27 protein-coding genes are annotated in these 23700 nt (G+C 33.8%); all 27 read right to left on the bottom strand.

What is annotated here, in order from left to right; all coding sequences use genetic code 11:
• Positions 1-3: 3 nt before the first annotated feature.
• On the bottom strand, positions 4-1218 hold the full coding sequence (gene hflX, locus RWR88_RS03610; protein WP_314450709.1) for a GTPase HflX: 1215 nt from the start codon (positions 1216-1218) through the stop codon (positions 4-6).
• Positions 1219-2163, bottom strand: coding sequence for a tRNA (adenosine(37)-N6)-dimethylallyltransferase MiaA (gene miaA / locus RWR88_RS03605; RefSeq protein ID WP_314450708.1), 945 nt, complete (start codon positions 2161-2163; stop codon positions 1219-1221). It abuts the gene before it with no gap.
• A gap of 1 nt (position 2164) precedes the next feature.
• Complete coding sequence (locus tag RWR88_RS03600; protein WP_314450707.1) at positions 2165-2890, bottom strand: glycerophosphodiester phosphodiesterase; 726 nt, start codon at positions 2888-2890, stop codon at positions 2165-2167.
• Positions 2883-4601: a DNA repair protein RecN gene (gene recN / locus RWR88_RS03595; protein ID WP_314450706.1), complete on the bottom strand. Its 1719-nt coding sequence runs from the start codon at positions 4599-4601 to the stop codon at positions 2883-2885. Before recN ends, RWR88_RS03600 begins: the two co-directional genes overlap by 8 nt.
• A 10-nt stretch (positions 4602-4611) precedes the next feature.
• A complete protein-coding gene (locus RWR88_RS03590) occupies positions 4612-5439 on the bottom strand; it encodes a TlyA family RNA methyltransferase (RefSeq protein ID WP_314450705.1) in 828 nt (275 codons plus the stop codon).
• Positions 5440-5449: 10 nt separating this feature from the next.
• Positions 5450-6334, bottom strand: coding sequence for a farnesyl diphosphate synthase (locus RWR88_RS03585; protein ID WP_314450704.1), 885 nt, complete (start codon positions 6332-6334; stop codon positions 5450-5452).
• A gap of 11 nt (positions 6335-6345) precedes the next feature.
• On the bottom strand, positions 6346-6546 hold the full coding sequence (locus tag RWR88_RS03580; protein ID WP_006702549.1) for an exodeoxyribonuclease VII small subunit: 201 nt from the start codon (positions 6544-6546) through the stop codon (positions 6346-6348).
• On the bottom strand, positions 6540-7880 hold the full coding sequence (gene xseA / locus RWR88_RS03575) for an exodeoxyribonuclease VII large subunit (RefSeq protein ID WP_314450703.1): 1341 nt from the start codon (positions 7878-7880) through the stop codon (positions 6540-6542). The genes RWR88_RS03580 and xseA overlap by 7 nt, the downstream gene beginning before the upstream one ends.
• Positions 7873-8721 carry a bifunctional methylenetetrahydrofolate dehydrogenase/methenyltetrahydrofolate cyclohydrolase FolD gene (gene folD / locus RWR88_RS03570; protein WP_314450702.1) on the bottom strand — a complete coding sequence of 283 codons (849 nt, stop codon included), beginning with the start codon at positions 8719-8721 and terminating at the stop codon, positions 7873-7875. Before folD ends, xseA begins: the two co-directional genes overlap by 8 nt.
• Before the next feature lie 95 nt (positions 8722-8816).
• Complete coding sequence (gene nusB / locus RWR88_RS03565) at positions 8817-9281, bottom strand: transcription antitermination factor NusB (protein WP_314450701.1); 465 nt, start codon at positions 9279-9281, stop codon at positions 8817-8819.
• The gene (locus tag RWR88_RS03560) at positions 9278-9676 is read right to left on the bottom strand and encodes an Asp23/Gls24 family envelope stress response protein (protein ID WP_006702545.1); all 399 of its coding nucleotides are present in this window, start codon (positions 9674-9676) and stop codon (positions 9278-9280) included. Before RWR88_RS03560 ends, nusB begins: the two co-directional genes overlap by 4 nt.
• A gap of 126 nt (positions 9677-9802) precedes the next feature.
• A complete protein-coding gene (locus RWR88_RS03555) occupies positions 9803-10864 on the bottom strand; it encodes a Xaa-Pro peptidase family protein (protein WP_314450700.1) in 1062 nt (353 codons plus the stop codon).
• A gap of 96 nt (positions 10865-10960) precedes the next feature.
• Positions 10961-11416 carry a type II toxin-antitoxin system HicB family antitoxin gene (locus RWR88_RS03550; RefSeq protein ID WP_314450699.1) on the bottom strand — a complete coding sequence of 152 codons (456 nt, stop codon included), beginning with the start codon at positions 11414-11416 and terminating at the stop codon, positions 10961-10963.
• 36 nt (positions 11417-11452) lie between these two features.
• A complete protein-coding gene (locus RWR88_RS03545; RefSeq protein ID WP_314450697.1) occupies positions 11453-11632 on the bottom strand; it encodes a type II toxin-antitoxin system HicA family toxin in 180 nt (59 codons plus the stop codon).
• A 118-nt stretch (positions 11633-11750) separates the two neighbouring features.
• Positions 11751-12518, bottom strand: a complete 768-nt coding sequence (gene accA / locus RWR88_RS03540; RefSeq protein WP_314353586.1) for an acetyl-CoA carboxylase carboxyl transferase subunit alpha — start codon at positions 12516-12518, stop codon at positions 11751-11753.
• Positions 12515-13378 (bottom strand): acetyl-CoA carboxylase, carboxyltransferase subunit beta, encoded by an 864-nt coding sequence (gene accD / locus RWR88_RS03535; RefSeq protein WP_314450696.1) that lies wholly within the window; start codon positions 13376-13378, stop codon positions 12515-12517. Before accD ends, accA begins: the two co-directional genes overlap by 4 nt.
• A gap of 12 nt (positions 13379-13390) precedes the next feature.
• Entirely contained in the window at positions 13391-14761 is a 1371-nt protein-coding gene (gene accC / locus RWR88_RS03530) for an acetyl-CoA carboxylase biotin carboxylase subunit (protein WP_314450695.1), read from the bottom strand.
• Positions 14762-14764: 3 nt separating this feature from the next.
• Positions 14765-15196, bottom strand: coding sequence for a 3-hydroxyacyl-ACP dehydratase FabZ (gene fabZ, locus RWR88_RS03525; protein ID WP_006702538.1), 432 nt, complete (start codon positions 15194-15196; stop codon positions 14765-14767).
• Positions 15197-15206: 10 nt separating this feature from the next.
• Positions 15207-15695: an acetyl-CoA carboxylase biotin carboxyl carrier protein gene (gene accB / locus RWR88_RS03520; protein WP_314349133.1), complete on the bottom strand. Its 489-nt coding sequence runs from the start codon at positions 15693-15695 to the stop codon at positions 15207-15209.
• A gap of 3 nt (positions 15696-15698) precedes the next feature.
• The gene (fabF, locus tag RWR88_RS03515) at positions 15699-16934 is read right to left on the bottom strand and encodes a beta-ketoacyl-ACP synthase II (RefSeq protein WP_314349134.1); all 1236 of its coding nucleotides are present in this window, start codon (positions 16932-16934) and stop codon (positions 15699-15701) included.
• Positions 16935-16946: 12 nt separating this feature from the next.
• Complete coding sequence (gene fabG, locus RWR88_RS03510) at positions 16947-17678, bottom strand: 3-oxoacyl-[acyl-carrier-protein] reductase (protein WP_314349135.1); 732 nt, start codon at positions 17676-17678, stop codon at positions 16947-16949.
• Positions 17675-18634, bottom strand: a complete 960-nt coding sequence (fabD, locus tag RWR88_RS03505) for an ACP S-malonyltransferase (RefSeq protein WP_314349136.1) — start codon at positions 18632-18634, stop codon at positions 17675-17677. Before fabD ends, fabG begins: the two co-directional genes overlap by 4 nt.
• Positions 18635-18682: 48 nt before the next feature.
• On the bottom strand, positions 18683-19642 hold the full coding sequence (gene fabK, locus RWR88_RS03500; RefSeq protein WP_006702533.1) for an enoyl-[acyl-carrier-protein] reductase FabK: 960 nt from the start codon (positions 19640-19642) through the stop codon (positions 18683-18685).
• 14 nt (positions 19643-19656) lie between these two features.
• Positions 19657-19887 carry an acyl carrier protein gene (locus RWR88_RS03495; RefSeq protein ID WP_006702532.1) on the bottom strand — a complete coding sequence of 77 codons (231 nt, stop codon included), beginning with the start codon at positions 19885-19887 and terminating at the stop codon, positions 19657-19659.
• 19 nt (positions 19888-19906) lie between these two features.
• Positions 19907-20860, bottom strand: coding sequence for a beta-ketoacyl-ACP synthase III (locus RWR88_RS03490; RefSeq protein ID WP_314450694.1), 954 nt, complete (start codon positions 20858-20860; stop codon positions 19907-19909).
• A complete protein-coding gene (locus RWR88_RS03485) occupies positions 20860-21324 on the bottom strand; it encodes a MarR family transcriptional regulator (RefSeq protein ID WP_314450693.1) in 465 nt (154 codons plus the stop codon). The genes RWR88_RS03490 and RWR88_RS03485 overlap by 1 nt, the downstream gene beginning before the upstream one ends.
• 137 nt (positions 21325-21461) lie before the next feature.
• Positions 21462-23591 carry a heavy metal translocating P-type ATPase gene (locus RWR88_RS03480; protein ID WP_314450692.1) on the bottom strand — a complete coding sequence of 710 codons (2130 nt, stop codon included), beginning with the start codon at positions 23589-23591 and terminating at the stop codon, positions 21462-21464.
• Positions 23592-23700: the final 109 nt, after the last annotated feature.

Genomic DNA, 23700 nt, shown 5'->3' with positions numbered 1-23700 from the left:
ATATTACATTCCTTTTTTACGATAGCCTTTTACATAGTATTGGTTTTTCTCTTCATTAAACTCCAAAATTTCTACTAATGTATTTTGTTGGAGTTGTGAGAGTTTTTGCGCTTCGTAAACTTCTACCCATTCCTCATAATGGTCCATTTCTGCTTTCATTTGAGCTCCAAGAAATTCTCTCAATCGTTCAATATCACTAGAATTTTCAGCGGATATCACTAACGAAGGATAAGCATTTGGTTGAAATTCTCCAACGATTAAGTCAGATTTATTATAAATCGTCACCATTGGAATAGTTTCCATCTCTAAATCCTCAACTAAATCATGAACCGTTTTTTCATGCATTAAGAAATTCGGAGATGATGCATCAACTACATGCACTAATAAATCAACATCCGCACTCTCTTCTAAAGTTGACTCGAATGCGTGAATTAAAGTCGTTGGTAAATCTTGAATAAATCCAACTGTATCCGTTAATGTCACATCATAGTGATCGGCTAAATCAACTTTTCTTGTTAATGGATCTAAAGTTGCAAACAATTGATCCATTTGATACGTTCCAGCATCTGTTAATTGGTTTAGAATTGTTGATTTTCCAGCATTTGTATAGCCAATTAATCCCATTCTAAAACCATTCGAACGATTTCTCTTCATTCTTGAACGTTGACGATGTAGTTTTGTCTGTTCTAATTGTGCTTCAATATCTGAAATTTGTTTACGAATGTGTCGTTTATCTGTTTCTAATTGTGTTTCCCCTGGTCCTCTTGTCCCAATTCCCCCACCTTGTCTCGATAAGGCTGTACCTTGTCCTGACAAACGTGGTAATAAATAATTTAATTGAGCCAATTGTACTTGAAGTTTTCCTTCTTTTGAACGAGCACGCATCGCAAAAATATCTAAAATCAATTGAACACGGTCAATAATACGTGCATTAATCGTTTCATTTAGATTTTTCGTTTGAGAACCTGTTAGAGATTGGTAGAAAACAATTAAATCAATTTCTAGTTCATCGACTAAATGACTAATTTCTTCTACTTTCCCTTTTCCAATCATTGTACGACCACTATAAGTTTCTCTTTTTTGAGTAACAGTAACGACAACTTCTCCTTGAGCGGTATCCACTAATTGCTTCATCTCTTCTAAAGCATATTGAAATTGCTCATCAGATTGTGTTGTTTGAACAGCAACAATCATGACTCTTTCTTTTGTGTTTTCCATTTATTCACTTCCCAGTAAAAACTGCTGACAATCTAAAACAACTTGAGATATTGTATTAGGATTTTCTACTAAATCATACCAATGTACAGCTTCGAATCGGTTTCTAAACCATGTTAATTGACGTTTGGCATATCGTCTAGAGTTTTGTTGAATTTTTTGAATGGTAGCTTCTTTTGATAATTGCCCCTCAAAATAATCCACCCATTCTTTATACCCAATTCCTCGAATCGATTGAACATCTAATCCTTTTACAGCATCGTATAATTGTCTAGCTTCTTCTTCTAAACCATTTTGCATCATCATTTCTACTCTTGTATCAATTCTTTCATAAAGGACTGCTCTATCCGTTGATAATCCGATAATATAGGCATCAAAAATAGCTTCTTTTTGTTGTTGGTCATTAGCTGAAAATGGTTTTCCACTTGCATGAGTGACCTCTAGTGCTCGAATGACCCTTCTTGTATTATTCGGATGAATAGTTTCAGCACTGACCGGATCGACTGCTTTTAATTGCTCCCACATAGCCTGAGGACCAATTTCTTCCAACTCTTTTTCCTTTTCTAGTCGATAAATTGGATCGTTAGAATCTTCACCACTAAAATGAAAATCAAATAATAAACCTTCAATATAAAGTCCAGTTCCTCCAACAATAATTGGAATTTTCCCACGACTTGCAATGTCTTGAATCGCTTCTCTTGCCATTTGTTTGAAATCATTAGCAGTATACTCTTCTTTCACATCACAGATGTCTAATAAGTAATGAGGAATCCCTCGTGTTTCTTCAGGAGTCACTTTAGCTGTTCCTATATCCAATGTTTTATAAACTTGCATCGAATCCCCATTAATGATTTCTCCATTTAATTGTTGTGCTAATTCGATACTAAGAGCAGTTTTCCCAACACCAGTTGGGCCAACAATAACAATGATTTTTTGTTTGTCTACCATATTACTCCTTTATTTCTGAACGAAGCTCTAGTGCTTTTTGTGGATAATCTGTAAAAATCGCTTCTACAAGAAGCTCAAAACAATGGTTCATCTCTTCTTCTTGATTGACTGTCCATACACGTTTTGGATATTGTGAATGAATCTCAAAAGCTTCTTTTAATAAGCGATAGTCAGGATGAACAGCTTCAAACTTCACTTCTTCAAATACATAATTTGCCATTTCTACCGTTTCATATAAAAAGGCAATTTCTTGATTCGGTCTTAATTGTTTCATTTGAATAATGCTTCTCGGATTAAAACTAGAATAAATAATCGCAAAATTTGGTTGCAATCTTTCTTGTAATGCCACACATTTTTCAACAATTCCTGCATATTCAATTTGATCCGTTTTTAATTCAATATTTAATTCACCTTCGAAATTCAATTCCTTTAACAACTGGAAAACTTCTTCTAATGTCGGAATTTTTTCTCCAGTAAATGATTCATGAAACCAACTTCCTGCATCTAATGCTTGAATTTCTTCTACTGTTAAATCTTGAATTAAACCACTACCATTCGTTGTACGATCCACTGTTTCGTCATGAATTACGACTAATTCTCCATCTTTTGAAACATGAACATCTAATTCAATCCCATCACTATGTACACGTACTGCCTCTTGAAAAGCAGCTAATGTATTTTCTGGATGAGTTCCTCTACTTCCTCTATGTGCAAAAATTTTAGTCATTTGCAATCACCTGTTTCTTTTGAACTTTATTTTGTTGACGAATTTTTTGAGATAATACTATCAATTCTGCTGCATGTTGCTTCGTTAATGCTGTCATCTCTTCTCCTGACAACATACGACCAATTTCTTCGATACGTTTGTCTTCTTCTAATATTGTGAGAGTTGTGCGTGTACGCTCATCCTTTTCCATTTTTTCAATAAAAATATGAATTCCCGCAATACTTGCCACCTGTGGTAAATGAGTAATACATAATACTTGAGTAAATTCAGAAATATAATGCATTTTATTCGCAATGGCTTGAGCCACTCGTCCGCTAACACCTGTATCTACCTCATCAAATACGATTGTTCCCACTCCATGCTTACGCACGAAAATTGTTTTCATAGCAAGTGTAATTCTAGATAATTCCCCACCAGATACAATCTTTTGTAATGGTTTAACAGGTTCACCTTTGTTTGTTGAAATATAGAAGTATACTTCATCCATCCCTGTTTCAAGTAGTTGTTCACTTGGTAGGACACGAATTTCAAAAATAGCTTGTTCCATATACAATTCATGTAACTGTGTTTCTATTTTTTCCGCTAATTCAAGTGCGATTTCTTGTCTTTGTTTTGTCAATTCCAGTGCCACTTGTTTTGCTTTTTGTTCGATTTGTGCTTTTTCTTGAATTAAAGTTTCGATAATACTTTCTTTATTTTCAATTTGATTTAATTGAGCCTGTGCTTGTGCTTGGAACTCTAATATTTCTTCTGCATTATCTCCATACTTCCGTTTTAACTGATAATAAACATCTAAACGTTCTTCAATATAAGCTAATCGTTCTTCATCATATTCTGCATGATCTAATTCATGACTCATGTGAGAAACGGCATCTTGTAATTGATAATAAGATTCTTGTAATTGCTGATACAATTGTTGGTAATTTTCGCCAATTCCTTGTAAAAATCCTATTTCTTGAGAAGCTTGACTAATGGCATCTACTGCAGAATATTCTTCTGTTTGTAACATAGATAAAGCAGACATTAAATGTTCTTGAATTTTTTGAAAATGAGTAAAATATTCTTTTTCTTGAACTAATTCTTCCTCTTCTCCAATATAAATATTTGATAATTCAATTTCTTCTACTTGGAATTTTAATAAATCAATTTTTTGTGCATCTTCTTTTTCAGCAGTTTGTAATTTTCGTAGTTGCTCTTGAATACTACAAAAATGGTCATAATACTGACGATAGTCATCTTTTAACGGTTGCAATTTTTGTCCAGCATAGGCATCTAAAAGACTTAAATGATGCTCTTCGTTTAATAATAAGAAATGTTCATTTTGCCCATGAATATCAATCAAATAAGGACCAACTTGTTTTAATAATGAAACTGTAACCATTTGTCCATTAATGCGACAAGTCGATTTACCTGTTTGATATAATTCACGTTGAATCATAATTTCATCATTTTCAATTTCAATGCCTAATGCTTCGATGTTTCTTTTTGTCTCTTCTGAATCAATGGTAAAAACTGCTTGAATTGTCGCTTTTTCACTGCCATATCGAATCATTTCTAAACTAGCACGTTCTCCAGCGAGTAATCCGACTGCATCAATAATAATTGATTTACCAGCACCTGTTTCCCCAGTTAATACCGTCATGCCTTTTTCAAATTGACAGCGAACTTCTTCAATAATTGCAAAATTTTTAATAAACAATTCTTGAATCATCGTTCCACCTCTATTTTAGATTTTTTAATTGTTGATGAGCTTCTTTCACAACTGCTTGAATACCAGTCTTCCAATCATATGAAGAAGTAACGGATTCATGTAATTGTAGATGTGCTAAAAACTCGATATTGCCACTTCCTCCCGTAATTGGAGAGAAAGTAAGTTGTTGAACAGAAAAACCAATTTGTTCGCAATATTCTAAAATTTCTTCTAATACATCTTGATGAACTTTTGGATCACTAACAATCCCTTTTTTTCCAATACGTTCTCTTCCAGCTTCAAACTGTGGTTTAATCAGTACAAGAACGTCCCCATCCATCTCTAAAATATCTTTTAATGGTGGTAAAATTAATTTTAATGAAATAAATGAAACATCAATCGATGCCACTTGAGGTTTTCCTTTTGTAAAATCTTCAGGCTTACTAAATCGGAAATTCACTCTTTCCATAACTTCTACTCGTTCATCTTGTCTTAATTTATAATCTAATTGATTATATCCAACATCTAATGCATAGCTTAATACAGCACCATGTTGTAGAGCTGCATCTGTGAAGCCTCCTGTTGAAGCGCCAATATCTAATAAGATTTTACCTTCTACACTTACATCAAAAGTTGCGAGTGCTTTTTCTAATTTCAATCCACCTCTTGAAACGTAGCGAAGTGTTTCTCCTTTAATATAAAGTTCAGTTGTAATCGGAATTTTTTCGCCAGGTTTATCATAGCGAATATGTTTCACAGCATCGACAATTTGTCCTGCCATGACAAGTCGTTTCGCTTTTTCCCTAGAATCTGTCAATCCTTGTTGTACGACTAGAAGGTCTACTCGTTCTTTTTCCATTCTTTCTCCTTTAAATCTCTACATATGAGAGAATTTTTATAAATATTTCTTGTACTTGTCTTTGAACCATTATTTCATTTGGAATAGATAGAATCGCTTGTTTTGCCTGGTTAATTTCTTGTTCTAAGGCAAGTTTTGCTCCATCAATTCCTAAAATGCTAGGATACGTATTTTTTTCTAATGCTGCATCTTGTCCAGTAATTTTACCTGTCTTTTTAGAATCCCAGCAAACATCTTGTAAGTCATTTTGAATTTGAAAAGCTAAGCCAAAATGCACGCCAAATTTTAAAAGAGCTTCTTCATAAGGTGTCGCATCCTCTAATACGAGTAATCCTAAACGAATCGCTGCTAATAATAATTGTCCTGTTTTATCTGCATGAATTTGTTTAAGTTGCTCTAATCTAATTTCTTGATGTTCACTTGCAATATCTCTCATTTGACCTGTTATCATACCACTAGCTCCAGAAGCTGAGCCTAATACTTGAATGGCACGAACTTTTTTTGCATCCGATAATTGACATTGAGCTAATTCTTCAAATGCAAGTGTTAGTAAAGCATCTCCTGCTAAAATAGCAGTTGCTTCATCAAATTGCTTATGAAGTGTTAACTTGCCACGACGATAATCATCATTATCCATTCCTGGTAAGTCATCATGAATTAATGAATACGTATGAATCATTTCTAAAGAAGCTGCTACCGGTAACACTTTTTGAAGTTCCACTTCTTCTAAATGACTCATTAACAGTACTAATAATGGACGAATTCTCTTTCCTCCACTACTACAAGCATATAGCATAGCTTCTTTCAATCTTGTTGAAATATTTGGAATTTTATCTATTCGAGTTAATAAATAGTTCTCTATTTCTTGTTGCCAATATGAAATCATTTCACTCATGAGTTACTCCACTAATCTTCTTTTACAACAATCATTTTGCTGACTGTTTCTTCTGCTTTTGTTAATGTTTCATTACAATATTGACTTAAAGCCATTCCTTCTTGAAATTTAGCAATGGCTTCGTCCAAAGGAACATCTCCTCTTTCCAATTGCTGTACAATTTGTTCTAATTCACTCATTGCTTCTTCAAATTTTTTCTCTTTCTTTACCATAATTGATTTCCTTTCTCTACAGAAGTCACTTTAGAACGAACTGTTCCATCGACTAATTGAATTGTTAATTCTTGATTTACTTCTAACTGGTCAACACTTTTAATAATCGTTTCTTCTTGTTGCAAAATCCCATACCCACGATTCATAATTTTTAATGGACTTAATAAGTCTAATTGTTGAATCGCTCTTTGGAATTGTTGTTTTTTATCTTTCATCAATTGACCTTGTGCTTGTTCTAATCTTTTTGCTAAATATTGGAGTGCCTGTTTTTCCGTTTGCACTCTTCTACTTGGAGAACCTAATTCTAAACGATGTTGATTTTTTAATAATTGTTGACGTTTGTGCTGAACACTTTGTTGCATCATTTGCTGCAATCGCATTTCTAATTGATCCACTCGCTGTTGATAGATTTGGTAAATCCTTTCTGGATTTTGGAAAATACTTGCATTCGCTAATGCTTGCATTCTTTCTCGTTTGATTTGTAATTGTCGAGATAATGCTTGTTCCAGACGTGTTTGCAAATTTCTCAATTGTTGATGAATTTCCATTAAAACAGGCGTTGCAATTTCTGCAGCAGCTGTTGGAGTGGCAGCTCTCATATCAGATACAAAATCAATTAATGTCGTATCTGTTTCATGCCCTACACTTGAAATAACTGGAATCGACAACTCAGCGACTCTTCTTACAACAGGTTCCTCATTAAATGCCCACAAGTCCTCAATCGATCCACCACCACGTCCAATAATGACAACATCATAATCTTCTTGTTCTACTAAGTCTAAATTTTTCAAAATACTATTAACTGCATGAACTCCTTGTACAACGGTTGGATATAAGACTAATTGAACAATAGGAAATCTTCGAGCCGCTGTTGTTTGAATATCTTGAATAACCGCACCTGATTCACTAGTTAAAATCGCAATTTTTTTAGGGAATTGAGGAATTTGCTTTTTAGGAAGAGAAAATAAACCTTCAGCTTCTAATTTCTTTTTCAATTGTTCATAAGCTAAATAAAGAGCCCCAACTCCATCCGGTTCCATATGTTCAATATTAATTTGGTACTGTCCTGATTTTTCAAAAACAGAAACTTTACCAATCACTAATACTTTCATCCCTTCTTCAGGACGGAATTGAATTTTTTTAAAGGCAGATTGGAACATCGTTGCAGAAATTATTGCATTTTCATCTTTTAAACTAAAATACTGGTGAGTCGGACGTAAACGGAAATTTGAAATTTCCCCAGTTAGATATACTCTTCCCAGATGAGGATCTTTATCAAACTTATATTTTATATATTTTGTTAATGCAGAGACTGTTACATATTCTTCACTCATAAATGTTTTCCCTCTTACATGCATTAAGATACGTCTGCTCTAATAACATCGCAATGGTCATTGGACCAACTCCACCTGGTACTGGAGTAATGGCACTTACTTGATCTTTAACGCCATCAAAATCCACATCTCCAACGATTTTTCCAGATTCTAATCGATTAATACCTACATCAATGATGACAGCACCTTTTTTTACATGTTCTCTCAAAACTAAATTTGGTTTTCCAACCGCACTAATAATAATATCTGCACGAGTAATTTGTTTCTCTAAATCTTTTGTTCGACTATGACAAACAGTTACCGTTGCCCCACGATTTAAGCCTAATAAAGCCATTGGACGACCAACAATCGTACTTTGCCCAATTATAACCATTTCTTTTCCAGTAAGGTCAATTTCATACTCTTCTAATAATCGAATGATTCCTTTTGGCGTACATGGGACAATACTTTCATCTTTTTGAAGTAATTTTCCTAAATTTACAGGATGGAAGCCGTCTACATCTTTTTCGGGAATAATGGCTTCTAATACAGTCTGGCTATCAATCTGTTTTGGTAATGGTAATTGAACTAAAATTCCATGAATAGCATCATCTTCATTTAGTGTTTTAATTTTTTCTAATAACTCTTCTTGAGTAGTAGTCTCAGGTAATCTTTCAACAACCGAATGAAATCCCGCTTCATTTGCAGCACGTTCTTTATTTCGTACATAAATTTGACTAGCAGGATCTTCTCCTACTAATAATACGACTAAACCGGGTTTTACTGCCTGTTCTTCTACTTTTTGTTTCAATTCTTGACGAATTTTTAAGGCTAAACTTTTACCATCTAATACAATCGCCATTTACTCACTCCTTTAAATAAAAAATTGAGCAAAAAGTGTTCCTGGAAGCAAATCATTGCTTCGGAGCGCCTTCTTGCTCAACCTCCTATACTGACTTACCCTTCAACAAAGTTTGATAAGACACCATTAATAAATTTCGCTGATTTTTCATCACTATATAATTTTGCAATTTCAATTGCTTCATTCAATGCAACTGTTTGAGGAACTTCCAATTCAGGTGAACGCATTTCGCAAACTGCTACACGCATAATCATTAAATCTAAGCGAACGATTCGATTTAATTCCCATCCTTTTAAATGTAAGGAAATTAAAGCATCAATCTCTTCTAACTGGTTTTGAACCCCTTGGATTAAATCTAATGAATAATGAATTTCTGGAAACTCATCCAATAACGCTTCATTAGAATATACTTCTTCATCAAATGATTGTTCATCATGCAATACATCTAACGCTAAGCGAACAGCATCAAATTCTGATAAATCTTTACAAATATCCATTTGATACAAAGCTTGAATAGCAATAATACGTAGTGCACGTCTTTTTAATGGGTTACGACTCACTCTTCATCCCCCAATTCAAATAATTCTGAATCAACATTTTTTGCTGGAATAATTGTTTGAACATGAATATTTACTTGAGAAATTTCTAGTTCACAACTAAATAATAATTGTTCTTTAATTTTATTTTGTAATAATAATGCTAATTTTGGAATAGATACTCCATAATCCACATTACCGTACACATCAAGAATAAATTCACCTTGTTCTTGGGTTAAATAAGCACCTTTAGCTAGTTCTTCACGTCCAAAAAGTGTATTCACACTTGTCTTAATAATTCCTGATAAAGGATGGAATCCTTCCACTTTAGAAGCAACAATTCCTGCAATGCTCTCAATCACTTCAGGGGCAATTTCAATAGCACCTAAAACGGCTGTTTGATTTGAATATTTTTCCATAATGAACCTCCTTTTACAAAGATTCTGAATCGCTATCTGTCTCAATGAGCATCACGAATCATGATCTTCACTCTCTTCTACAGTTTACCATGATTTTTGTTCTATCACAACTCACAAGGTAGTATCTTATAAAATAATCAATTCACGTGGAACTTGTTGAATCACTTCTCCACCAGTTGGTGTAATAATAATATCATCTTCAATACGAACGCCACCAACACCTGGAATATAAATTCCTGGTTCATTTGTAATCACATTTCCTGGAACGAATGCTTGAGTTGCTAAACGACTTACATTTGGTGCTTCATGAATTTCTAAACCAATTCCATGACCAGTTGAGTGCGTGAAGTATTCGCCATATCCTTTACTTGCAATATAGTCACGAGCAATTTTATCTAATTCTACTCCAGTTTTACCTGGTCCTGCTGCTGCACTTACTAATAATTGAGCTTGTAATACAACATCATGAATTTCTTTTAATTGATCTATTGGTTCCCCTACAGCAATTGTACGAGTCATATCAGAAACATAACCTTGATAGTAACATCCAAAGTCTAATGTTACTAAATCACCAGTTTCAATTAATTTCTCACTAGCAACACCGTGAGGCATTGAAGAACGAACACCACTTGCAATAATTGTATCAAATGAAACGCCAGATGCGCCTTGTTTTCTCATGAAGAAATCTAATTCATTGGCCACTTCAATTTCACTCATACCAGCTTTTAGTACATTTAAAATATGTAAAAAGGCTGCATCAGAAATCGAACAAGCTTTACGAATCGTTTGAATTTCAGTTTCATCTTTAATTTCACGAATTTTTTCTACTAATCCTTGAGTTGGAACTAAATCTGTATCAAATTCATCTTCAAAAACTTCTAACATTGAAACAGATAAGTGATCTGCTTCAAACCCAACATGTTTTAATCCATGTTTTTCAATTAATTCACGGAATACACCTAACCAACCTGTTTTATGTTCAATCACTGTAAATCCTTGTGCTTGTTTTTGAGCTTGTTGAGTATATCGAGCATCTGTTACAAAATATGCTTCATTTAATGTAATTAATGAAAAACCTGTTGTACCTGTAAAATTCGTTAAGTAACGTAAATTATATGGACTATAAACAATTAATCCATCAATTTCTAAATCCTTCATTGCATTTCTTACTTTTTCAACTCTAATCATATAATCACCTTCCAAAATCTTTTGTGTAACCTAGTATAACAAAAAAACTCAATAATATATATGATTTTTAAGAAAAAAATAAACTTTTAGGTGACCCTAAAAGTTTATTTTTCTTTCTACTATTGCTTCAGTTAATGTTTGAGAAAAATTTAAGCCTAATTCTCTTCCTAACTTATCAGCCCATCTTGGTATCGTTAATGTTTTTTTAACTGGTTCTTGATTTCCTAAATATTTGTTTACATCCACACAAACCATAGAAACAAAAGATTTTTTTGAATTAAATTTAATTTCAATATCTTTATCATCTTTGAAAGGATTATGCTCAACTAAAGATAAAGAATTTATATCTGATGGTTTAGGTAAATCTATATCATTTTCAATACAATCCGCAGCATTCATACCTAACCATTCACTTGCCATTTCCAATGCATCACTAATATCTTTTCCTTGAGTACCAGACATATCTGAAAAATCTGGAAAATGTACAAAGTAAGGTGCACTTGTATCATCTGAATCATCATAATAAAATAACGCTGGATAAGTCACTAACATTTTCATACCTCCAATTAGAAAAGCAGAGGCTGAGTATTATAACCCAGCTTGCTTTCTTATCCCTTTTTCAGTGAATTTATTTAACTCACCATGGGGAATTATGATAGGTCTTTCTCCTTGTTTCTCCATTTTTACATGGGAACCTTTACCACCCTTTGTTTTTAACCAACCATGAGCGATAAGAAGTTTGACCATCTCATTTTGTGTCATCGGCATAGCGCTCTACCTCCTGACATAAATATTATAACACGTGTTACACGTATAAATCAATTGTTTATATATTCTTTAAACAAAAAACAACTACAACAAAATGTCATAGTTGTCCTGCATTCATTTAAAATTTTCTAAATTTTTCTAAGCGTTGGCTTACTAGTTCTTCCTTTGATTTGGTACGCCATTCTTTTAAAGATGCCAATAAAGAAGTTTGAAGTTCTGTCGCTATTTTTTTAAACGAACGGTTTTTCTCTAAAATAATTTTATCAACAATTCCTTCTTCGAATAATTCCTTACTTGTAAACTTCATTAATTCACTTGCTTGTTCTGCTTTTGAACTATCTTTCCACAAGATTGAAGCAAATCCTTCTGGAGATAAAATTGAATAGATGGCATATTCCATCATCCAAACTTCATTAGCAACAGCTAATGCAATAGCTCCTCCACTTCCACCTTCACCCATTAAAATGGCAATAACTGGAACGGTTAAATGACTCATCTCTTGAAGATTTTTAGCAATGGCTTCCCCAATCCCTCTATCTTCAGCACTTTTACCACAAAAAGCTCCAGCTGTATTAATCATTGTAATAATAGGACGATTAAATTTTTCAGCTTGTTTCATTAATCTTAAACTTTTTCGATAACCTTCTGGATGAACTTGTCCAAAGTTACGCTCAATATTTTCTTTTAAAGTATGACCTTTTTGCATTCCAATGACTGTAACTGGAATCTCTTTTAAACGAGCAATTCCTCCAATAATGGCAGCATCATCTGCAAAAAAACGATCTCCTTTTAATTCTATAAAGTCATCGAAAATTTCGTCAATCCATTCTTTAGTAGTTGCACGGTTGATATCACGTGCTTTTTGGACGATTTTCATTGGTTTCATCTGAATTCCTCCTCTAAAGAATGTAGACTTAAAAGAGTTTTTAATGTTTCTTTTAACTGAGTACGATGAATAATAGCATCAATAAATCCATTTGCCTGTACAGTTTCTGCTTGTTGGAAATCATCCGGTAATTTTTCTTTCATCGTTTGCTCAATCACACGTTTACCTGCAAATCCAACAATTGCTTTTGGTTCACTAATAATAATATCCCCTTGCATGGCAAAACTTGCAGTCACACCACCTGTTGTAGGATCTGTTAATACTGTGATATATAATAATCCTTCTAAGTGATGCGCTTGTACTGCTCCACTAATTTTTGCCATTTGCATTAATGAATAAATTCCTTCTTGCATTCTAGCGCCACCAGAAGCTGTGCAAACTATAATTGGAAGCTTTCTCTTGGTTGCTTCTTCAAAGGCTAAAGTCAGTTTCTCACCAACTACTTGTCCCATTGAACCCATCATAAAATAGGGATTCATAATCGCTAAAACAAATGGTAAGTGACTAATTTTTGCAAGCCCAACCGTTACAGCTTCTTCTTCCCCTGTTGTTTGTCGTGCTTTTTTCTGTTTCAAGTCATACCCTGGGAAATCGACTGCTACTTTCATTTGTTCGTCATTAAACCACTCTTCAAATTCATCAGTCATAATGGAAATTCTTTGTTTTGGAGTTAATCTAAAATGATAATCACAGTTTGGACAAATTTGAAACTCTCCAATATCCTCTAAATAAACCGTTTTTTGACAATGTGGGCATTGAATCCATTTCCCATCTGGTATCATTGGAGTTTTTTCAGATTCTTCTACATCAACAGGATTCTGTTTTAATGAAATATAAGGACGTTTTTTAAATAAACCCATTTAATCACTCCTTTATGGACGAGACTCATTAAACCATTCTGGTAAAAATTTTTCTTCTACAACATTTGTCGTATAATCTCCTCTTTCAAAAAAAGTTGATTGCAATAAATCTTGTAAAAATTCCTTATTCGTCTCAACGCCTTCAACTACTAATTCTCGCAGAACTCGTTCCATTTTTGAAATGGCTTGACTTCTACTTGGTGCATGGACAATTAATTTTGATAACATAGAATCATAAAATGGTGGAATTTTATATCCAGAATATAAAGCTGATTCAATTCTTACTCCTAAACCTCCATTTGGTTGATGTAAGACTTCAATCGTTCCAGGCGCTGGTCTAAAGTTTTCTCTTGGACATTCTGCATTTAAACGACATTCGATCGAGTGCCCTTTAATTTGAATCTCATCTTGAGTAAAGTTTAATCTTTCGCCAAATGCTACTTTTAATTGCCATTCTACTAAATCAATGCCTGTTATCATTTCTGTAATTGGATGTTCTACTTGAATACGAGTATTCATCTCCATAAAATAGAAATGTTTATCCTGATCCACTAAAAATTCAATCGTTCCAGCATTTTCATAGCCTACTGATGTTGCAGCTAATACAGCTGCTTGCCCCATTTCTTTACGTAAATTGTCATCTAAATAAGGACTTGGAGCTTCTTCAATAATTTTTTGATTTTTTCTTTGTAAAGAACAATCACGTTCCCCTAAATGAACAACATTTCCATACGAATCTGCTAAAATTTGAAACTCAATATGTTTAGCTGGATAAATAATTCGCTCAATATACACTTCTTCATTTCCAAATGCTTGAAGCGCTTCTTGTTGAGCTGCTAAAAATTGTTTTTCAAACTCATCTAAACTTTGAACTTTACGAATTCCTTTTCCACCGCCACCTGCGACAGCTTTAATTAAAAGAGGAAATCCAATATTTTCTGCAATTTTTAATCCTTCTTCAACCGTAGGAACAACACCGTCACTACCTGGTATAACGGGAACTCCTGCTTTCATCATTTGTTTACGAGCTTGTGCTTTATCTCCCATCATTTGAATGACATGTGCGCTAGGTCCAATGAATTTCACCTGACATTCTTCACACATTTTTGCAAATTTAGGATTTTCTGATAAAAAACCAAAACCTGGATGAATCGCTTGTGATCCAGTTAATACAGCTGCACTTAAAATATTTTCAACATTCAAATAAGATTCTTTACTAATATTTTTACCTATGCAAACGGCATAATCTGCTAATTGTACATGTAATGCTTCAGAATCAGCTTGAGAATAAACTGCTACGGTTTCAATTTGAAGCTCTCTACATGCACGAATCAATCGACAAGCAATTTCTCCTCGATTTGCAATTAAAATTCTTTTAAACATATCCTACCTACCAATAATAAAGGTTAACTCCGCTTCACAAACAACTTTACCATCTACAAAGGCCTTTGCTTTACCAATTCCTGCATATTCTTTTAATTTAAGAATATCCACTTGAAGCGTTAAAACATCTCCTGGTGTTACTTTTTTTCTAAATTTCACATGATTTAAACCACCTAAATAAGCAGTTTTTCCTTTAAAACTTTCTAATGATAATAATGGAATTGAGCCAGCTTGTGCTAAAGCTTCTACAATTAAAACTCCTGGCAATACTGGTTCTCCAGGGAAATGTCCTTGGAAAACATGCTCATTATATGTTACATTTTTAGTAGCCACTACGTGCTCACCTGGAATTAATTCTTCTACTCGGTCAATATATAAAATTGGAAAACGATTTGGAATTAATTTCATTACATCTGTTACTGTCATTACACTCATGATAAGCCTCCTAATTTTTCTTAATAGCAAATAATTCTTGCCCGTAATCTACCATTTGTCCGTTTTCAACAAGTATTTCAACTACTTCACCAGAAATTTCTGCATTGATTTCATTCATAATTTTCATTGCTTCAATAATACATACTGGTTGTCCAACTTGAACTTTATCCTGAACTTGAACAAAAGTAGGATCATCTGGAGATGGTGCTAAATACACAATCCCCACAATTGGACTTTTAATATATTGTAAATCTTCTTTTGCAACTGTTTCTTGAACTTCAGGAGCTTTAGTAGCTACCGTTTCAGCAATGATTTCTTTTGTAGATACAACTGCCACTGGCTTCTCTTCAATCGTTTCAACAACTTGTTTAGAACCACTTACTGGATAATTTTCTCGTTTAGAAAGTTGAAGATCTACTCCCTTTTGTTGTAAATGCAATTCCATTAAACTTGAATGATCGAATAACGAAACAATAGCTTTTAAATCCTCTATATTCATACATTATCCTTTCCACTTCTTGAAGCATAAAACTGCATTATGTCCACCAAATCCTAATGAATTACTAATGGCAACATTTACTTCTTTTGCAACACCTGTTAGTGCTGTTACATTTACAGAACATGCTTCATCTTGTTCTTTTACATTAATCGTCGGTGGAATAAAATCCTCTCCAACTGCTTTAATACATGCAATTGCTTCAATAGCTCCTGCAGCACCTAATAAATGTCCTGTCATTGATTTTGTACTTGAAACATGTACCTTATCTGCAGCTTCTTTTAAAGCGTAGCGAATTGCTGTTACTTCAGAAGAATCATTTGCAGGAGTACTTGTTCCATGAGCATTAATATAATCTACATCACTTGGAGATAATTGCGCTTCATTTAAAGCCTGTAAAATTGCTTTTCCTGCACCACTACCATCTGGTGTAGGAGCCGTCATATGATAAGCATCAGCTGTTGCTCCATAACCAACGATTTCAGCATAAATCGTTGCTCCTCTTTTTTGAGCATGTTCTAAACTTTCTAAAACAACAACTCCTGCTCCTTCCCCCATCACAAAACCATTACGGTTTTTATCAAATGGGATAGAAGCTGCATTTGGGTCTTTGCTATTACTTAATGCTGTTAAAGCAGCAAATCCTGCAATCCCAATTTCACAAATCGTTGCTTCTGAACCACCAGCTAAAATGACATCAGAATAACCGTGCTTAATATTTCTGAAAGCTTCACCAATCGCATGAGTTCCACTTGCACAAGCTGTTACAATCGAAGTACAAATTCCTCTAGCTCCTGTTTTCATAGAAATATTTCCAGCAATCATATTCCCTATTGTCATCGGAACAAATAATGGAGCAACTCTAGTTGGACCTTTGTCATGCATTTTGATGATTTGTTGTTCCATCGTTGGTAAACCACCGATACCAGAACTTACAATGACACCAAAACGGTCAAAATCCGTATTTTCATGAGTAATTCCACTATGTTCAACTGCTTGTAACGCTGCCGCAATTCCATATTGGCAAAATAAATCCATTCGCTTTGCTTCTTTTCGGTCCATATATAAAGTAGGATCAAATCCTTTTACTTCTGCAGCTACATGAACATCAATATCTTTCGTATCAAATTTTGTAATGAAATCTATACCATTTTTACCATTTTTCAATCCATCCCAAAAACTGGCAACATCATTTCCTAATGGTGTAATAGCACCCATTCCTGTAATGACTACTCGATTCATGTTTTTCCTCCTTTACATATATAAACCACCGTTAATTTGTAATACTTGTCCTGTCATATATTTTTGTTCGGCTAAATATAAACAAGCTTCAGCAATATCTTCAACTGTTCCAAATTTACGCATTGGAATTTGTTTTTCCCATTCCTTGCGAATTTTTTCTGGAAGTGCTTGTGTCATTTCAGTATCAATATATCCAGGTGCGATAGCATTAACGGTAATTCCTCTTGAACCAATTTCTTTTGCTACTGATTTTGTTAAACCAATAATTCCTGCTTTACTTGCAGCATAATTTACTTGACCAGCATTACCAGATACACCAACAATACTTGTCATATTAATAATACTTCCCGATTTTTGACGTACCATGTATGGACTAGCAAAACGAATTAAGTTGAAACAACCTTTTAAATTAACATCAATGACATCATCAAAATCTTTTTCTTTCATTTTTAACACTAATCCATCACGAGTAATTCCAGCATTATTAATTAATACATCTATTTTTGAAAACTTCTCAATCGTTTGTTCCACTAAACTTTCAGCAACCTCAAATTTTGAAATATCACCAACAACACTTAGAACTTCTCCTGGATATGGAGTAAATAGCTCTAATACTTCTTGGTCAATTTCTGAAGTTGCATTTAGGACAATATTAGCCCCTTCTTTTGCAAAAGCTAATGCAATGCCTAATCCAATTCCTCTTCTACTTCCCGTTACAACGACTGTCTTATCAATAAATTTCATCTGTTTCCCTCTTTCATTCTTCGTAATTCTTGTACTGTTTGATCCAACAACTTCATTGATTCTGTTTGAAGTACAGTTACTTCGATTGAATGACTTTTGGCAATTTGCTTAATCATTTGAGATAAACTTTTTCCAGGTCCAATTTCTACAAACACTCGTACACCTTGTTCTAACATCCATTCAACATTTTGTTTCCATTTAACAGAATGAGTGATTTGTTGTGTCAATATTTCTGCTTTAATCGGAATAGAATGTTGTACTCCAGTCACATTACTTAATACTGGAATACTTGGTGTTTGAAACGAAATTATTTCTATAAAGTCATTAAATTTTTCTGCTGCTGGAGTCATTAATTCTGTATGAAAAGCTCCACTTACGGGAAGAACAATCGCACGTTTTGCTCCTTGTTCTTTTAATTTTTCTACTGCTATTTCAACAGCATCCTTTTTCCCACCGATTACTAATTGTCCTGGTGTATTATAATTGGCAGGCGATACTAATAATCCTTGTTCTTGTAATTCTTTACATACCTTTTCAATGACTTCATCTTCTAATCCCAAAATAGCAGCCATTGTACCAGCATTTTGATTAGCTGCCTCTTGCATCCATTCTCCTCGTTTTGAAACAAGCGTCAATGCTGATTCATAACTTAATGCACCACTTGCCATTAATGCACTATATTCCCCAAGAGATAGACCGGCAACGAAATCTGGATGAAATCCTTCTTCCTCAAGAAACTGTAAAATAAGTTTTGAAACAAATAATAATAAAGGCTGTGTATATTTTGTTTCATGAAGCTTCGTAGAATGTTCATCTTCTAATAGTTCTAATACTGAAAAATCTAATACTTTTTGTGTTTGTTCTAATAAATTTTGACCCATAGGATTATTTAGAAACTCTAACCCCATTTGAGGTTTTTGACTTCCTTGTCCTGGGAAAATAAAAGCCGTTTTCATAAGCACTCCTTATACTTTGAAGTTCAAAATAAATTTTGCGTAAAAAAATTAATCTTCAAAACGTTTCATTTGTTCTTGAATCGTTTTTATTGAATCTCTCATTAATTCTTCAATAATTTCTTTACAAGTTTCTTCTTTTTGAATTAAACCAGCAATTTGTCCTGCCATCATTGATCCCATTTGAGTATCCCCTTCAACAACAATTCGTCTAAGAGCTCCTTTTCCAATAGCTTCTAATCGTTCGAAATCAGGATTTTCTTTACTTGTTTCTTCTTTTTCTGCTTGTAAATAAATTTTTGTTAATTTGTTTCTTAATACACGAACTGGATGTCCAGTAATTTGACCAGTAATTACTGTATCAATATCTTTTGCTTTAATCACTGCTTGCTTAAAGTTATCATGAGCAGTAGATTCTTTTGCAACTAAAAATCTAGTTCCTAATTGAACAGCTTCAGCACCTAACATCAATGCAGCTGCCATTCCACGACCATCACCAATACCACCAGCTGCGATAACAGGGATATTTACAGCATCGACTACTTGAGGCAATAAAGCAATCGTAGTTGTTTTACCAATATGACCTCCTGCTTCCATTCCTTCAATGACAACAGCGTCAGCCCCAGCTTTTTCCATACGTTTTGCTAAAGCTACAGAAGCTACTACTGGGATGACAATAATACCAGCAGCTTTAAATTTATCCATATATTTTCCTGGATTTCCAGCACCAGTACAAACAACTTTTACGCCCGCTTGGCAAACCACATCTACTACTTCATCTACGAAAGGACTTAATAGCATGATATTAACTCCGAAAGGTTTATCCGTTAATTGCTTCATTTCATCAATAAATCCTTGTACAACTGGACCAGGAGCATGACCACAGGCAATAATTCCTAGCCCACCTGCATTGGATACCGCACTTGCTAAAGATGGATTCGCAACCCATGCCATTCCACCTTGAATAATAGGATACTGGATACCAAGTAATTGACTAATTTTTGATTCCATAAAACCATCCCTTATTATTTTTCTGCTAATTGGTTATCAACATATTTTACTAAATCTTCTACAGTTTCTAATCCATCTTCTGTATCGATTTTTACATCAAATTCATCTTCAATATCATTGATGATTTGGAATAAATCTAAGCTATCTGCTTCTAATTCATCTTTTAAGCTAGTTGATAATTGTACTTCTTCTTTTTCTTTTCCTAATTGTTCTGTAATAATTTCTTGAATTTTTTCGAATGTCATGTTTGTTTCCTCCAAATAGTTAAATTGTTATTATCATACTTCCCCAAGATAATCCGCCACCAAAGCCACTTAGTAGTAATTTTTGACCACTACCAATCGTAATCAATTGATTTCGAACTAATTCATCTAGAAGAATTGGAATACTTGCTGCTGAAGTATTTCCTACACTAGCTAGATTTGTTGGGAATTTTTCAATTGGTTGTTTTAATTTTTTTGCAACTTGTTCGATTAATCGAACATTTGCTTGATGAAGTACATATAAATCTACATCATCAGCACTCATTTGAGCTTTTTCTAGAGTTTCTGAAATATTTTTTGGAACTTCCCTTGAAACGAGTTCAAAAACTCCTCTACCATCCATTCTCATCGTGGAAATTGTATGTTGCTCCAATCTTTCTCCACAAACTAATGCTTCTCCTTTTTGGCCATCAGAACGCAAAGTTTCAACAAATAATGTTGCATCATCTGTTTTTTCTAATAGAATCGCACCCGCTCCATCACCAAAAAGAATGGCAGTTGAGCGATCCTTCCAGTCTAAAACAGATAACATAGTTTCAGCACCAATCACAATACCATATTTTTGATTTCCGGCTGAAAGCATCTTTATAGCTGTGGATAAAGCAAATACAAATCCTGCACAAGCTGCACTTATATCAAATGCAAATGCATTAGTGGCGCCAATTGCTCCTTGAACTTTTGCTGCACAAGAAGGGCTCATAGAATCAGGAGTCATTGTTGCTACGATGACAAATTCAATTTCTTCTGGATGTATTGCAGACTCTTCTAAAAGTTTTTGAGCGGCTTTTATCGCTAAATCACTTGTTGTTAACTCTCTAGCATAACGTCTTGATTGAATTCCAGTTCTTTTTCGAATCCATTCATCTGTAGTATCTAATTGAAGCTCCCAATCAGCATTTTTTATTTCATGAATTGGTAGGTAAGAACTTGTATGAATCACTTTTACAGTGGACATCAAATCTCTCCTTTTTGAACTTCAGCTTTGGCTTCATGTAAAAAGTTATATAAATTATGAAGACCTTTTACTAAAATAGCCATTTCTTCCTCGTTCATTCCTTCAATCGTACGTTTCACTAATTTTTCATGAAACTTACGATGTAATCGATACAAGAGACGTCCTTTACTTGTTAAACCTAATCTAACAATTCGTCGATCTTTTGTATCTTTTAAGCGTTCAACATATCCTTTCTTCACTAATGCATTAACTGCCACTGTTAGCGTCCCAACCGTTACATTTAATGTATTGGCAACTTCTGTTGTCGTGAGTTCACGGTACATGCCGATTACTTCAATTGCATGCATTTCTTTAATCGATAAATCTTTGAATTGACTTTGTGCCAATGAAGATTCTTCAATATCAAGCATTTGGTTAAAGACGTCTACCAAATACTCATTAATTTTCTCTAGAGGTGTTTCCATTACTTTCTCCTAATTAGTTTGAATATCAAATCATTTGATATTCAAACTATACTAAATAATATTTTGAATGTCAAACATTTTTTGCAAAAAAAAATTTCTCTTTCAATTCTATGAATTTGAAAGAGAAAATTTCATCATTATTCAATTGGTGTAAAAATTAATCTTAATGCATGTAATAGAACTACTACAGTACTTCCTTCATGAAGAATGACTCCAAGTGTTAAATCACTCCAACCAAGGAAATTTAATAACACTAATACAATCACTATCAATAAAGAAAAAATTAAATTTTGCTTTGTAACAGTCATCATTAATTTTGAAACTTTATGTAATGTTTTTAAAGAATCTAATTGACTATTCATTAATACAATATCACTTGATTCCATTGCAACATCAGTTCCTTTTCCCATTGCAATTCCAACTTCTGCATTCACTAATGCTGGTGCATCATTAATACCATCTCCAACCATTGCAATTGTCGGATATTTCATGGACCACTCTTTTAAGGTATTTGCTTTTTCTTCTGGTAATACATTAGCTCTTACTTCATCCACTTCTAATTCGTTAGCAATTGCCTCAGCTGTTTGAATAGAATCTCCCGTTAAAAGCATCGTTTGAATATTTTCTTCTTTGAAATAATCAATCACTTGTTTTGCCTCTTCTTTCGGAGTATCTAAAAGGGCTACTGCTCCAACTACTAAATGATCCTCACTTAAAACTACAACTGTTTTCCCTTCATTCATCCACTGCTCAACAATTTCTGTATATTTTCCTAATGTAGCAAAACTAGAAGGTTTTCCAATACGATATGTATGATTTCTATGAGTTGCTTCTAATCCAATTCCTACTTTTGGTATAACAGATAATGAGTAAGTACGATAAGCTAATCCAGATTCTACGATTGCAAATGCTAATGGATGGTTTACTTTTTTCTCCATCGATACAAGAATGGAATATAATTCAAATTCACGATCTTTATCCATTACTTTTGCCACAACTTTAGGTATACCATTTGTTAGTGTACCAGTTTTATCAAAAGCAATCGCTTCAACTTCAGACATTTTTTCTAAAGAAGCTCCAGATTTAATAAAGATTCCTTTTCTAGATAAAGTTGAAATAGCAGCCACTGTTACCGGTGTAGCACTAGCGGCTAGTGCACATGGAGATACAGCAATTAAATAAACCATTCCACGATAAAAAGCTGTTAAGAAATCCCAGTTTAAAAATAGAATTCCGATTGCTAACACAACTGGGAATAAAGCCAATACAATTGTGACATAGACTGGTTCCCATTTCTTTAAGAAACTACCTGTACGAGTTAATGATTGACCAGCTTCTTGCACTAAAGTAATAATCTTTCCAAGTACACTGTCTTGTTGTTTTTTAGTAACCTTAACGAGCAGTGTTTGGGTTAAATTTAAAGTTCCAGCAAACACTTCACTTCCTACTTCTTTTTCAACTGGAATTGATTCTCCAGTTACAGAAGCTTGATTAATAGAGGACATTCCTTCAATAATGATTCCATCTGCTGAAATTTGACTTCCATTCAATACTTGGATAATATCTCCAATTTCTAAAGAAGAAGCATCAACTTCCTCAAAGTGTCCATGATTCATTTTTTTCAATGCTACTTTTGGTTGTAATTGTAATAATTGAGTCATATCTTTACGACTTTTCTTTTCAACATATTCTTCAAGTGAATGGGCAATCGTAAATATAACAATTAGCATTGCTGCTTCTTCAAATTTCCCAATAAAAATCGCACCAAGAGCAGCAAGTGTCATGAGTAAATGAACATTTGGACGAAACTTTTTTAAATGCTTTGTTTCCTCAATAGTATCCATAATTCCTTCAGTAATGACTTCCTTCCCAATACAAGCAATTGTTAAAAGGAATAAGGCATTTGCTATCCAAGCTACACTACTTTCTAAAAACAATGCTAATACAAACATACCAATCGCAAGAACCCAGCGTTGCCAAGAAATTTCATGATAATGGTGACCGGAACAATGACCACAATGATCATGATGGTGATGGTCACCGTGTTCATGAGAATGATGCTGAGAATCATGATCGTGACTATGATGTTCACTGTGTTCATGAGAATGATGCTGAGAATCATAATCGTGACAATGATGTTCACTGTGTTCATGACAATGTTCTTCATGATGATGTGTTTCTTCATTTGTTCTTTGATTCAATAATTGATTCCATTTTAGTTTAAAAACTTCCATAAATTCTTCTAAAGCTTTAAATCGATGTTTCATACCCCACAACCTTTCTTACTGAATCTATTATACATGAACATTCATGTTTCAACAAAAAAAGAAATGACTTTTTCTAGTAGTAGTTTATCTATGAGATTCGCATAGCGAA

Source organism: uncultured Granulicatella sp. (assembly GCF_963528195.1).
GTDB lineage: Bacteria > Bacillota > Bacilli > Lactobacillales > Aerococcaceae > Granulicatella.
The sequence above is the reverse complement of the archived record's forward strand: the minus strand, read 5'-3'. Positions and strand labels throughout refer to the sequence as shown.

Excerpts from the sequence above, each read along its gene's own strand:
- hflX (WP_314450709.1), bottom strand. The coding sequence starts at position 1,218 with ATGGAAAACACAAAAGAAAGAGTCATGATTGTTGCTGTTCAAACAACA.
- miaA (WP_314450708.1), bottom strand. The coding sequence starts at position 2,163 with ATGGTAGACAAACAAAAAATCATTGTTATTGTTGGCCCAACTGGTGTT.
- RWR88_RS03600 (WP_314450707.1), bottom strand. The coding sequence starts at position 2,890 with ATGACTAAAATTTTTGCACATAGAGGAAGTAGAGGAACTCATCCAGAA.
- recN (WP_314450706.1), bottom strand. The coding sequence starts at position 4,601 with ATGATTCAAGAATTGTTTATTAAAAATTTTGCAATTATTGAAGAAGTT.
- RWR88_RS03590 (WP_314450705.1), bottom strand. The coding sequence starts at position 5,439 with ATGGAAAAAGAACGAGTAGACCTTCTAGTCGTACAACAAGGATTGACA.
- RWR88_RS03585 (WP_314450704.1), bottom strand. The coding sequence starts at position 6,334 with ATGAGTGAAATGATTTCATATTGGCAACAAGAAATAGAGAACTATTTA.
- RWR88_RS03580 (WP_006702549.1), bottom strand. The coding sequence starts at position 6,546 with ATGGTAAAGAAAGAGAAAAAATTTGAAGAAGCAATGAGTGAATTAGAA.
- xseA (WP_314450703.1), bottom strand. The coding sequence starts at position 7,880 with ATGAGTGAAGAATATGTAACAGTCTCTGCATTAACAAAATATATAAAA.
- folD (WP_314450702.1), bottom strand. The coding sequence starts at position 8,721 with ATGGCGATTGTATTAGATGGTAAAAGTTTAGCCTTAAAAATTCGTCAA.
- RWR88_RS03560 (WP_006702545.1), bottom strand. The coding sequence starts at position 9,676 with ATGGAAAAATATTCAAATCAAACAGCCGTTTTAGGTGCTATTGAAATT.
- RWR88_RS03555 (WP_314450700.1), bottom strand. The coding sequence starts at position 10,864 with ATGATTAGAGTTGAAAAAGTAAGAAATGCAATGAAGGATTTAGAAATT.
- RWR88_RS03550 (WP_314450699.1), bottom strand. The coding sequence starts at position 11,416 with ATGTTAGTGACTTATCCAGCGTTATTTTATTATGATGATTCAGATGAT.
- RWR88_RS03545 (WP_314450697.1), bottom strand. The coding sequence starts at position 11,632 with ATGCCGATGACACAAAATGAGATGGTCAAACTTCTTATCGCTCATGGT.
- accA (WP_314353586.1), bottom strand. The coding sequence starts at position 12,518 with ATGAAACCAATGAAAATCGTCCAAAAAGCACGTGATATCAACCGTGCA.
- accD (WP_314450696.1), bottom strand. The coding sequence starts at position 13,378 with ATGGGTTTATTTAAAAAACGTCCTTATATTTCATTAAAACAGAATCCT.
- accC (WP_314450695.1), bottom strand. The coding sequence starts at position 14,761 with ATGTTTAAAAGAATTTTAATTGCAAATCGAGGAGAAATTGCTTGTCGA.
- fabZ (WP_006702538.1), bottom strand. The coding sequence starts at position 15,196 with ATGAGTGTAATGACAGTAACAGATGTAATGAAATTAATTCCAAATCGT.
- accB (WP_314349133.1), bottom strand. The coding sequence starts at position 15,695 with ATGAATATAGAGGATTTAAAAGCTATTGTTTCGTTATTCGATCATTCA.
- fabF (WP_314349134.1), bottom strand. The coding sequence starts at position 16,934 with ATGAATCGAGTAGTCATTACAGGAATGGGTGCTATTACACCATTAGGA.
- fabG (WP_314349135.1), bottom strand. The coding sequence starts at position 17,678 with ATGAAATTTATTGATAAGACAGTCGTTGTAACGGGAAGTAGAAGAGGA.
- fabD (WP_314349136.1), bottom strand. The coding sequence starts at position 18,634 with ATGAAAACGGCTTTTATTTTCCCAGGACAAGGAAGTCAAAAACCTCAA.
- fabK (WP_006702533.1), bottom strand. The coding sequence starts at position 19,642 with ATGGAATCAAAAATTAGTCAATTACTTGGTATCCAGTATCCTATTATT.
- RWR88_RS03495 (WP_006702532.1), bottom strand. The coding sequence starts at position 19,887 with ATGACATTCGAAAAAATTCAAGAAATTATTACAGAACAATTAGGAAAA.
- RWR88_RS03490 (WP_314450694.1), bottom strand. The coding sequence starts at position 20,860 with ATGTCCACTGTAAAAGTGATTCATACAAGTTCTTACCTACCAATTCAT.
- RWR88_RS03485 (WP_314450693.1), bottom strand. The coding sequence starts at position 21,324 with ATGGAAACACCTCTAGAGAAAATTAATGAGTATTTGGTAGACGTCTTT.
- RWR88_RS03480 (WP_314450692.1), bottom strand. The coding sequence starts at position 23,591 with ATGAAACATCGATTTAAAGCTTTAGAAGAATTTATGGAAGTTTTTAAA.